This is a genomic window from Acidimicrobiales bacterium (genome assembly GCA_036270875.1).
In the GTDB taxonomy this organism is placed as follows: domain Bacteria; phylum Actinomycetota; class Acidimicrobiia; order Acidimicrobiales; family AC-9; genus AC-9.
In genome coordinates this window covers 1-10,991 of sequence record DATBBR010000056.1, presented here as the reverse complement: position 1 = coordinate 10,991, position 10,991 = coordinate 1, and the positions used below count along the sequence as shown (strand labels likewise).

The window sequence follows — 10,991 nt, the reverse complement described above, 5'->3', positions numbered from 1 at the left end:
TGCCTCGGCCTGCTCGATCAGCACGACCGCCCGGCGCTCCGTGTCGGCCCGGTCGGCGTCGGCCCGCGCCATCAGCTCGGCTGCTCGATGCTCGGCCTCGGCCCGGTCGGCATCGGCCTGCTCGAAGAGGGTCAGCGCCTCCTCGCGGTCGCGGGCGGACGCAGCTGAGAGCTCGGCGGCCTTCGCCTCGGCCTGCGAGACCAGCTCACCTGCGCGGTGCTCGGCCTCGACCTGCTTGGCATCGGCCCGCGCCATCAGCTCGGCTGCTCGATGCTCGGCCTCGGCCCGGTCGGCATCGGCCTGCGCGACGAGGGTCAGCGCCTCCTCGCGGTCGCGGGCGGACTGAGCTGAGAGCGCTGCCGCTTTCGCCTCGGCCTGCGAGACCAGCTCAGCCGTCCGGCGCTCCGCCTCGGCCCGATCGGCATCGGCCTGCGCGACGAGGGTCAGCGCCTCCTCGCGGTCGCGGGCGGACTGAGCTGAGAGCGCTGCCGCTTTCGCCTCGGCCTGCGAGACCAGCTCGGCTGCCCGTTGCTCAGCCTCGACCCGGTTGGCATCGGCCCGCGCCATCAGCTCGGCTGCTCGACGCTCGGCCTCGGCCCGGTCAGCATCGGCCTGCTCGATCAGCTCGGCTGCTCGACGCTCCGCCTGGGCCAGATCGGCATCGGCCTGCTTGACCATCTGGACCGCTTCCTCACGGTCGCTCGCGGACTGAGCTGAGAGCTCGGCAGCCTTCGCCTCGGCCTGCGCGATCAGCTCGGCCGACCGGCGCTGCGCCTCGGCCAGGTCGGCATCTGCCTGCTTGACCATCTGGACCGCTTCCTCACGGTCGCTGACAGACTCAGCTGAGAGCTCGGCCGCGGAGGATTTGGCCCTCTCCATCACCTCGCTGGCCGTGCGTTCGGCCTCGGCCCGCACCGTGGCCGCCTGTCGCACCAACTCGACCGCCGCCTGTCGTTGGCGCTCTGGCTCGGCGTCGAGGTCGGCCGCCCTGGCCTGCGCCTGCTCGACGAGCTCCTTCGCCCAGCGCTCTGCATCGGCCTTCGTCTTCGTAGCCTGGCGAACCAGCTCGGCCGCCTCTTCGCCACGGCCATCGTAGGCGGCCTGGATCTCGGCCAACTTCGCCTCGGCCTCGGCGACCAACTCGGTAGCGCGTTCCTCCGCCTCGGCACTGGTCATCTCGGCTCGCCGGATGTACCCGTCCGCTGCCGAACGATCGTGGTCGTACGCCTTCGAGAGCTCGCTGGCTCTGGCTTCGGCCTCGGCGACTATCGCCGCGGCGTGGTCTTGCGCCTCGGCCGTGGCCATCTCGGCCTGCCGGATGAGCTCGTCCGCTTGCTCGCGATCCAGCCGAGACGTCTCGGCGAGCTCATCGAGATCCGACACCTTGGTCTCGAGCTCGCCGATCCGGGCCAGGGCGTCGCTCCCCCAGCGGGCGTACTCGGCGACGTAGGTGTCGACCTGTTCCCGGTCGTAGCCCCGCAGTGCCCTGGCGAAGTGGGGTCGCTCGGCCCGACCCTCGATGAGCTCGGCCGCTCGGCCGTCGTCACCTGCGGCGCCGTACTCGGGGCCTACCTCGTCGCCAACTGGCGGGGCATACACGGAGCCCGCTTCCTCGTCGTAGAGCGGCGGACCCGAGTCGTCATTCACTGGCGGCTCCCACCTCGGCCGAACCACCCTCGCGCCGTCGCCGTCATTCACTGGCGACTCCCACCTCGGTCGAACCACCCTCGTGTCCTCGCCCTCACTCACCTGCGACTCCCACAGCAACCCGACCAACCTCTCACTCCCCCTGGCTTGCCCTCAGCATGCCCACGGCAAGGTCCTCGAAACTCCGACACCGTGGCTTCGCGCTGCTCGATCTCCCGCGATGCCTGCTCTGCGACAGGCGCGTCGACCTGGGTCCGGTCCTGGTCCGGGCCCGGCCAGAACGACCCGGACTCCAGCGTCGCGTGACGCGCCCGGCCTCAGGAGCTCACCGAAACCCCAGCAGTGTTGTCACGTTTGCACGGCGGCGGCGCCGGTCGCAAATCAGGCAGCTCGCGGCGGACGCGGCCCGCTCCGGGTCTACGAGGCGCGGCGCGGAGGGCTACTCTCGTTGCCGCTGACCGGGGGGTAGATGGCGCGAACCGAGTGCGAGGCCGAGCGGCTGACGGCCGAGGACGAGCGGATCCTGAAGCTCGAGCACGGCCCCATCGCCGGCCACACCTGCACTGTCATCGTCGTCGACTCTCCGCCCGACGGCGAGCCTCCGACCCTCGAGAGCCTCAGGTCTCACGTCGCCGACCGATTGGCGCGGGTCCCGCGCTGCGCCCAACGGCTGGCGCCGACACCGCTCGAGTTGGCGCCCCCAGTCTGGGTCGACGACATCGACTTCGACGTTAACCGCCACGTACGCCAGCTGGCCGTGCATTACGAGATCGACGAACGGACACTCCGTCGTGCCGTGGCCCGGCTCATGGAGGACCGGCTCGATCGCCGCCATCCGCTGTGGAGTCTGCACGTGGCGCGGCTGACGGGGGGGCGTACGGCGCTGCTCTGGCGGGAGCACCATTGCATGGCCGACGGCATGACCGGGCTCCGAGTCCTCGCTTCGCTCTTATGGGACGACGAGCAGGACCCAGGCCCGGCCGAGCCGGCGCCGAACGCGCCCACGCCGTCGTACACCGGACGGGAGCTGCTGCGGTTCGGCCTCGCCGCCCGAGTTCGGGCGTCGACCGAGCGCGGCGTGCGACCTGACTGGCGCCAGGCACCACGGGAGGCACGGCGCCTCCTGGCTGCTCTTCGTCGCGAGGTGCTCCCCGGGTCAGACCTCTCTCCGCTGGCTGCCAGGATCGGCACGAGCCGGACCGTGGGCTGGCTCTCGGGTCCCCTCGCCGAGCTGCACGACGCGGGGAAGGCTGTCGGTCCGGGCGTCACGGTGAACGACGTCGTCCTGGCGGTGGTCGCTGGCGGCATCCGGCATTGGCTGTCGGCCCGGAGGGCAGCGACCGGGCACATCCGGGTGAAGGTGCCCGTGAGCCTTCATCGCCCGGGCGAGCAGCCGGATCAGCTCGGTAACCGGGACTCCTTCATCTTCGTCGACCTTCCCGTCGAGGAGCCGGACATCCGCGCCCAGCTGATCGCCATCTCCGGGGAGACGTCGGAGCGAAAAAATGCCCACGACGCCACCGAGCTCGATGCCCTGGTCCATGGCCTCCAGCACCTGCCGTTGGGCGACCATGCCGTCGACCTGGCGATGAGTCCCCACGTGTTCGCCCTGAATGTCTCCAACGTCCCCGGCCCCCCGGGCCCGCTCTATCTGATGGGGGGTCGCGTCCTCTCGGTCGACGGGGTGGTCGAGGTCGCTCAGGGCCACGCCCTGCGGGTCGGGGCGCGATCGAGCCTCGGGCGGCTGTCCTTCGGTCTGTGCGCCGATTCAAGGGCCGTGCCGGACCTCGATCTGATCATCGAGGGAATGCAGCGCTCGATCGATGAGCTGCTGGTCATGGCGCCCCGCTGAGGTTTGCGCACCGGCAGTGCAAGGGAAGAGTACGGCCCGAGATCAGCGAACCACGCTCCGGCATGGGCCCGAGGTTCGCGGAGAGCCCCCCGAGAGCCCCCGGAACAACAGCACAAGGACCACTTCCCGATGTTCGAGCACACTGCCCAGCAAGTCCACTTCGCCCTGGTGCGGAACGGCTACGACCGCCGCCAGGTCGACTCGGACGTGGCCGAGCGCGACCGACAGGCGAAGGAAGCCCGGAGCCGGATCGAGGAGGCGGAGTCGAGCCTGGCCGAGATCACGGATCGGGCCCAGGCGCTCGAGGCCAAGATCTCCGAGCTGGGTGACCGTGCCCGAGAGGGCACATCGGACTCGGCCGCTCCGGTGGCCGAGCTGGCCGAGCGGCTGCTGCACACCGTGAGCGCAGCGGGCCGCGACCTGCCCGCCCAGGTGCTCTCCCAGGCGAGGTCGGAACGGGAGGAGATCGAGCGGCTGACGTCGGATGTGAGCGAGGTCGCCCGGTTCCGCGCCGCGGGGATCATCGGCTCGGCCCGGCGCGAGCGTGAGCAGGCGGATCGGCTCCTCGTCGAATCCCGCAAACAGCTCGACCAGTACGTCGACGAGGCCAGGAGCGCCGCCGAGAAACGGGCAGAGGTCGTCTGGGTCAAGGCCCGAGAAAGTCTCCGTCAGCCCATGCTCGAGGTGGAGGAGATCAGGGAGCAGGGTCGGGCCAAGCGCCGCGAGCTCGAGCAGCTGCGGGACCTGCGGGACGAGTGGTGGGGGCGCGTCACCGGACACCGGGACCCGCTCGCCGACGACCCCGTCGAGGACGTCGGATAGCCTGAGGACCCTGAGAGCTCGCAAGCTCTCGGGGCTCGCGACCCGGGGGGGGACGAGTGGACAGCTCTCGGTGGGGCGCGACCAGGAAGCAGCAGTTGCTTCTCGTTGGCATGGCCCTGTCGATGTCCATTTGGTTCATCGACGATACGGCGGTCACTGTCGCCCTGCCGTCGATCGAGCGCTACTTCGACGTCTCCAGCACAGCGGCCCAATGGACGATCACCGCCTATCTCCTGGCTGCGGCGGCAGGCGTGGCGGCCGCGGGCCGCACGTCTTAGAAATTCAGGACAGAACGGGTCAATCCTTCGCGAGGATCACCTCTGTCGCCTTGACGATGGCGGTCACCCGATCGCCGTCGCCCAGGGCGAGGGCCTCAGCCGAGTCCCGGGTGATTGCCGCCACGATCTCCTGGCCGCCGGACAACCGGACCGTGACCACCGACATCACTGAGCCGTGCCTGACCGCCGAGACGGTGGCATCGAGCTGGTTACGAGCGCTGAGAGGCATGACGGGACGATATCTGGTGGGCGAGCCGCCGGGATGTGGGCATCGGCCTGGTCGTTCGCCTACCGCCTCTGCCGTTTGCGGCTCGGCGACGGTCTCGAGCTCCGAGCTCGTCCCGAGCCGGCCGTGGACGGGGAGCCTGGCCAGCATCGACGGACCGAGTGCGGCAGGATGGGGCGCGAAGGCCGGTCGGGGCGACCGGCCCAGTCGCAGGAGGCCGGAATGGGTCCTGACGGGTACGGCCAGCACGGTTGGCACCACGTGGGGATGGGCGGCACGCTCGAGCTCTTGGCGATGTACGGCGCCATCCTGCTGATCGCCGCCCTGGCGGCGGGCGGTCTCTGGTTGGCGCGTCGCCGACGCACCCAGCGCGGGGCGCCGCTCCACCGCTGGCCGACGGCGAGCCTCGCCAGCCCACCGCCTCGATGGGGCAAGCCGCAGTGGTCCGCAAACGAGGGTCGGCTGCGGGCCTCGCACGCCGACCGCGATCGGGCGGTCACGCTGCTTCGTGAGGCGACAGCGGCGGGCTACCTCACCCTCGACGAGTTCGAGGAGCGGCTGGGCTCGGTGTACTCCGCCCGCTACCTGCGGGACCTCGACCCGCTCGTCGACGACATCCCGGGACACCCTCGGCCGGCCGCGCTCGAGCCCGCCGCCGGGGGGTGGCAACCGGTCCCTGCCCGCAACCACGCGGTGTTTCCTGGCGTTGGGATTCTCATCGCCGTGGCCGTGCTGGCCATCTCCCTCCACGTGTGGTTGGTGCCAGCGTGGCCCGTCCTGCTGCTCGTCCTCGTCGCACTCCGGGTGAGCCGACATCATCGCCGCCGCCTGGACGGTCATTGGGGGTCGAGGATCTAGCGCGGCAGCCGGGTCGCCGGCCCACGAGGAGGCCCGAGGGCGCCCCGATTGCAGGAGCACCGGGGCGCTGAGACGAATTCCCAGCGGTGAAGGGTCATCGCCGGCGGTCGCCTGGTGGCGGCTCCCGGGCTGGGGTGCTGGCACTAGTGGTCTGCGCGGGCGCGATGGCGGCGGCCGCGCCGGCCTGGGCCGCCATGCCAGGTCCGGCCGCGGCCGCGTCGCCGGCGCCGGCGCCGGCCGCCAGGGCCAGCGCGGTCGCCGTGTCCGCGCTCGACCACGCCCCCATCGTGATCACGGGCTCGCAAGTGCCGGACTGGTCGGCGGGGCCTGAGCTCACCGCGAGGGCTCCCCAGGTGCCGACCAACTACGGCACCGCCGACTCCCAGCGGGACACGCCGCCACCCCTGCGCAGCGACTGCTACCAGGCCAATCCGGCGCCCGACGTGAACGGGTGGACCGATCCGAACCACGGCGACCACAACTGCTTCCAGTCGAGCCAGCTGCCCGTTCGCACCCTTCCGGGACGACGTGGCGTGCCCACGGCAAGCCTGCGGGGCTACCGCTGGAACGGGCGAGGCTTCGTGCAGATCCCGTTCCAGGTGGACACCAAGTGGGAGCACTACATCTCCAACAACGCCTCGGGCTTCGCCTTCTACTCCGGTGTCGACCAGGAGCTGACCTACACCTTCGACCGGGAAGGCTTTCGCTACACGACGAACGCACCCTTCAACCCCGCAGATCCGGCGATCGTCTGCCGAGCCCAGCCCGTGGGCGGCGCCGCTACGCCTGACCCCAACCCCGGCCTCATCGACACCGACGAGATGGCGTTCATGGCCCGTGACGCGGGACCAGCTGCTCCCGCTTCGGGCGCGCTGCCCAGCGGCATCGCCGCCGCCAAGCAGGTGCAGGTGGTCGACCCGAGCACGGGCATCACCCGGTACGTGTACATCATGCAGTCGGCCCCCTCCGGCCGAGGTGGATGGGCCGTCCCCATCGCCTATACGGCAGCCAACTCGCCGTACGTCCGCTACTCGCGAGACACCAACGCCGACACGTTCGTGGCCTCGCAGAGCTCGTACGCCGACTACGGCGCCGCTCCCAAGGGTCCGGTGTGCACCCCGCAGGGTCAGCCCGTGGTTGGGCAGGGGTTCAAGCAGTCGGCCGACGGCCGGCTCGCGCTCGACCCCTCGACGTACGTCCAGCGACGGTCGCTCGACACCGCGACCGTCCGCAGCACCGGCTACCGGTTCCGCTTCGACGGTCGATGGCTGATGGACGATCTGCGGGTCTCGCCCGACGGCGCCGGTCTCGCCCGCGCCGACTACGGGCCCAACATCATCGACCGGTTCAAGGGCCGCGCATTCCAGCAGTCTCCGGGGGGGAAGACCCCGTGTTGCGGCTACGAGGACGAGCAGAGCAACTGGGGCGGGTCGTCGCAGCTGATGGGCGAGCGATCAGGCCCGGTGCGCGTAATCCGGGTCACCTGGGGAGCGGACTCCGGCACGAACGTCGTGCGGACCGACACGTTCTACCCGTACTCGATCGACCACGGGTCCGAGCTGCGGGTGCACCCCGTCCCGCCCCTCGACGGCATCTACACACAGTGGGACATGGCGGCCGGCCAGATCACCCGCTACTACAACCCCTACAACTCCCAGGGCGTGCCGGTCGCCGGCATCAACCCCGTCCTCTACGGAGACGTGAACGCCCACGTCGGCCCGGACGGCATCTCCTACTCGAGCAACGACGCGGCGGGCCGCGCCGTGCAGTCGGCGAACGGCGGAAAGCCCGTCCAGGTCGGCAATCCCAACAACTCGACCTGCACCTCCGACGCCTGCGTGTACGGCTCGTTCAACGTCCCTGACGCGAGGTTCTCGGGCCTCGCCTCTGAGGCCCTTTCGTGGGACGAGCTGGCCGGCCCGGCCGGGACGGTCGTGGAGCGATGGGGCGTCGGCCAAGTCACCCCGGTCGGCACCCCCCTGGCCGCGGTCGAGGCTGTCCCGTACTACGTCGACGACTCCTGCTTCGACGACGGAACCGGTGCCGATCCCGGACCGCACCTGGCCCCCCGCAGCCCACACGAGCCGACGACGTGGGGCTACGGCGCCGATGGCGTCCCGGCCTCACCGGCGCCTGCGGGCTCGGTCGTGTACCAGCGCCGATGCTGGAACCATCACCTCGACGGCACTCCTTACAACATCCCGGGCACCGCCACCTACGACCCCGCAAAGCCGGCCGAGCGGCCGGACGCGCCACCGGACCCGAGGTTCTCGCCGCAGGGCGACGTCCGCTATCGCCAGGGCGACATCGCCACTCACGGCCTCCACCTGCTGTTCAACACCGAGAGCGACAACGCCGGTCTGACCGTGCCCGTCGACGAGGTCGACGCCGTCGACCATCAGGTCATCCTGCCCGGCGAGCAGGGCAACGTCGGGGCGAGCTACTCGCAGCGCTTCGTGACACCACCGGCCGCCGTTGCCACACCCTGGCCGCGGCGCTGATCGTGCGCAGCGGAGAGCCGCCCGCATCCAACGCGTTACCGTCCAAGCCATGGCTTCCCAATCCGACAAGGTCGCCGCCTTTCGCTCGCTCCACGTGCCGGGTCGCCCACTGCTCATGCCGAACCCCTGGGACCAGGGGTCGGCGAAGCTGCTCGCCTCGCTCGGCTTCCAGGCGCTCGCCACGACGAGCAGCGGGTTCGCCGGCACCCTCGGCCGCCTCGACGGCTCGGTGACCCGCGACGAGGCACTTGCCCACGCAGCGGCGGTCGTGGGCGCCGTCGCCATCCCCGTGTCCGCTGACCTCGAGAACGGGTTCGCCGACGACCCGGCGGCCGTCGCCGAGACCGTCACCGGCGCCGCCCAGACCGGGTTGGCCGGGTGCTCGATCGAGGACTTCACTGGCGATCCGGACGCGCCGATCTACGAGCCGGGACTGGCAACCGAGCGGGTGGCGGCGGCGGCCGAGGCGGCACACGCCGGCACCAGCCTGCTTCTGACCGGGCGGGCGGAGAACCTGCTCCACGGCCGCCGCGACCTCGCCGACACCATCGCCCGGTTGCAGGCGTACCAGGAGGCAGGCGCCGACGTCCTCTTCGCCCCCGGGCTGCGGCGAATCGAGGACATCCGCCAGACCGTCGCCTCGGTCGACAGGCCCGTCAGCGTGCTGCTCTTTCCCGGCGGACCGACCGTCGCCGAGCTCGCCGCGATTGGCGTCGCCCGGGTCTCGGTGGGTGGGGCCTTCAGCTTCGTCGCCCTCGGCGCCGTGGCCCGCGTCGCCGGCGAGCTGCTCGAGTCGGGCACGTACGACGGGGAGCTGGCCGCCGAGGGGCGCCAGCAGGCGACGACGGCGTTCGGCACCTAGGACTGCTATTGGCGGTCGACGCGCTCTGACCGCTTCAGGGCTTGGTTGCCTTGAAGCGAACCTTGTAGTCCAGAACGTCCATGTCGACGCTGGTGAACCCGACGGCTTGGAGCCGAGCGCCCAACGTGTCGGGGTCGACGGGAACGAACACGTCGTCGGCGTGGAACTCTCGAAGCCACTCTGAGTCGACTGAGTCGGTGCCGATGAAGGACCCTGCCGGACGCAGGACGCGGAGCACCTCGCCGAACAGCCGGTCCTGCATCTCGACGGACGGGACGTGATGGAGCATCGTGAAGCACGTCGCCGCTGAGAACCGGTTCGACGCAAGATGGGAGTCGCTGGCGTCGGCGTGAACGACCTCCACGTTGGTGTCCCTCAGTCGCGCCCTGAGAGCCGTCGCCAGGTCGGAATCCACCTCCACGGCAGTCAGGTTCGACGTCCGCTGGCGGAGCAGATCCGTGGTCAGGCCGGGCCCAGGCCCGACCTCCAAGACGTCGTCACCGAGATCGGCCACCCCCAACGCCCACGGCAGGAGGTCGCCCTCCAGCATCTGCGCCCACTCGGGACTGGCGAGGAATCGAAGATGCCCCTCGTTCATGGGGACGACAGTACGGGCGTCGAGCGCGATCGCGCCGGCATTTACCGGAGCCAGCTCTCTGGCACCGTGAACCCGGCGCCCAGCACGAGATAGGCGTGCAGCGCGGTGGCGGCCCGAAGGCGACCAGCCGATACGACCCGTGGTGAGGTCCACTCCGTGAAGGCGATCGTCCGCCCCACTTCAGGCATCGTGCGGGTGCGGTAGACGAGCGGCGGAGCGTGGCCGTCCCACCAGTCGTACACCGCGTCCACCAGTCGCCCGCAGGTGTTGAGGAGTGGATCAGGCTGACGCCGCCGGCTCACGTCGATCCGCCCGGTGCTCACCCGGTCGTCGAGGCCCAGCGCGTCGAGGATCGTCTGGTGGGTGAGGCGCAGGCCCGCGGGCATCGCCCCCAGGCGTACGAGCCACAGCTCGCCGTCGGCCTCGGTCAGCATGCGAGCCGGGAAACGCTCACGAGCGGCAGCCGCGGCCCGGTTGGCGGCGTACCGCACGCGAAAGCGCCCGGAGAGCGGATCGAAGCGCCCCCGTGGCGACTCGAACGCACGCCAGGACCAGTCCTCGGGACGGGCGGCATCGATCCGCCACCATGTGCCCCGGTTCGGAGAGAGGCGCAGGCCTGCCGGTCGCCTCTCCGGGAAGTCGATCAGGACTGATCCCGCGCCGCCCGGACGAGGCGAACCACGGTCTCGATCCGGCCCGCGGCGAGAAGATCGGCCAGGGTACGCCCGTCGAGATCCTCCCGTGGCGCCCGCATGAGGGCATCCGCCGCCTGCGGATCGGGGGTGACCTCGGACAGCGCCTCGAGCACCGTCGGCAGGCCCGGCCTCGTGTCTCCCCGCCTCGGATCGAACTGCCAGGCGGGGTGCAGGGTCCGCCCACCAGCTCGCCACCCGAGCAGCTGTCCGCGCCGGCGGCGCCGGTCGACGCCCTTGCGATCGCCGATGGAGCCGACAAGCTGCACCACGTCGGCGGTGGCGAGCGCGGCCGAGGCCGCCTCCTCCCGTCGCTCGCGCTGGCGGCGCTCGTTCACCAGCGTTGCGGCTCGGAGGACGCTGCTGGCGGGCCGATCGAAGGGGCGCTCCGGCCCCTCCGCCTCAGCGGCGAGGAAGACGATCGCCTCGGCCAGAGCCGAGTCCTGGCTGGACCGTTCCTCGAGCACCTTGATGGCGTGGGCAACCGTGGCTGGCATCCGAACCTCCCAGCGAAGTCTACAGTGTCTACAGCTGCGTGTCTACGGAGTCTACGGGCGGCTCTGGACGGGTTGGAGGAACGGTAGCCGGCGCCGTCCTCAGTGAGCCGGCGCCGGCTACGGCCGGCGGCGGGCCCTACTGGTTGGGCCTGCGCAAC

General features: G+C 70.9%; 12 protein-coding genes. 6 read left to right on the top strand and 6 right to left on the bottom strand.

Annotated features, from left to right (window positions below):
• The coding region (locus VH112_06495; GenBank protein HEX4539878.1) for a DivIVA domain-containing protein at positions 1-1,647 on the bottom strand (1,647 nt) is incomplete at its 3' end.
• A gap of 469 nt (positions 1,648-2,116) precedes the next feature.
• Between VH112_06495 and VH112_06490 the strand changes: the two genes are divergently transcribed.
• From VH112_06490 to VH112_06480, 3 genes are all read left to right on the top strand, one after another.
• On the top strand, positions 2,117-3,499 hold the full coding sequence (locus VH112_06490; GenBank protein ID HEX4539877.1) for a wax ester/triacylglycerol synthase domain-containing protein: 1,383 nt from the start codon (positions 2,117-2,119) through the stop codon (positions 3,497-3,499).
• A gap of 129 nt (positions 3,500-3,628) precedes the next feature.
• Complete coding sequence (locus VH112_06485) at positions 3,629-4,321, top strand: hypothetical protein (GenBank protein HEX4539876.1); 693 nt, start codon at positions 3,629-3,631, stop codon at positions 4,319-4,321.
• A gap of 122 nt (positions 4,322-4,443) precedes the next feature.
• The gene (locus tag VH112_06480; protein HEX4539875.1) at positions 4,444-4,599 is read left to right on the top strand and encodes a hypothetical protein; all 156 of its coding nucleotides are present in this window, start codon (positions 4,444-4,446) and stop codon (positions 4,597-4,599) included.
• A gap of 19 nt (positions 4,600-4,618) precedes the next feature.
• On the opposite strand, the gene VH112_06475 is transcribed toward VH112_06480, so the two are convergent.
• Positions 4,619-4,828, bottom strand: coding sequence for a TOBE domain-containing protein (locus VH112_06475; protein HEX4539874.1), 210 nt, complete (start codon positions 4,826-4,828; stop codon positions 4,619-4,621).
• Between the two features lie 219 nt (positions 4,829-5,047).
• Between VH112_06475 and VH112_06470 the strand changes: the two genes are divergently transcribed.
• Positions 5,048-5,683, top strand: a complete 636-nt coding sequence (locus VH112_06470; protein HEX4539873.1) for a DUF1707 domain-containing protein — start codon at positions 5,048-5,050, stop codon at positions 5,681-5,683.
• Between the two features lie 94 nt (positions 5,684-5,777).
• Here VH112_06470 and VH112_06465 read toward each other — a convergent pair whose 3' ends face one another.
• Entirely contained in the window at positions 5,778-6,020 is a 243-nt protein-coding gene (locus VH112_06465; protein HEX4539872.1) for a hypothetical protein, read from the bottom strand.
• Positions 6,021-6,036: 16 nt separating this feature from the next.
• Here VH112_06465 and VH112_06460 point away from each other — a divergent pair, with 16 nt between their 5' ends.
• Complete coding sequence (locus VH112_06460; protein HEX4539871.1) at positions 6,037-8,184, top strand: hypothetical protein; 2,148 nt, start codon at positions 6,037-6,039, stop codon at positions 8,182-8,184.
• A gap of 49 nt (positions 8,185-8,233) precedes the next feature.
• Positions 8,234-9,046: an isocitrate lyase/phosphoenolpyruvate mutase family protein gene (locus VH112_06455; GenBank protein ID HEX4539870.1), complete on the top strand. Its 813-nt coding sequence runs from the start codon at positions 8,234-8,236 to the stop codon at positions 9,044-9,046.
• Positions 9,047-9,080: 34 nt separating this feature from the next.
• On the opposite strand, the gene VH112_06450 is transcribed toward VH112_06455, so the two are convergent.
• From VH112_06450 to VH112_06440, 3 genes are all read right to left on the bottom strand, one after another.
• Entirely contained in the window at positions 9,081-9,644 is a 564-nt protein-coding gene (locus VH112_06450) for a class I SAM-dependent methyltransferase (GenBank protein HEX4539869.1), read from the bottom strand.
• A gap of 41 nt (positions 9,645-9,685) precedes the next feature.
• Entirely contained in the window at positions 9,686-10,135 is a 450-nt protein-coding gene (locus VH112_06445) for a hypothetical protein (protein HEX4539868.1), read from the bottom strand.
• 152 nt (positions 10,136-10,287) lie between these two features.
• Positions 10,288-10,833: a hypothetical protein gene (locus VH112_06440; GenBank protein ID HEX4539867.1), complete on the bottom strand. Its 546-nt coding sequence runs from the start codon at positions 10,831-10,833 to the stop codon at positions 10,288-10,290.
• Positions 10,834-10,991: the final 158 nt, after the last annotated feature.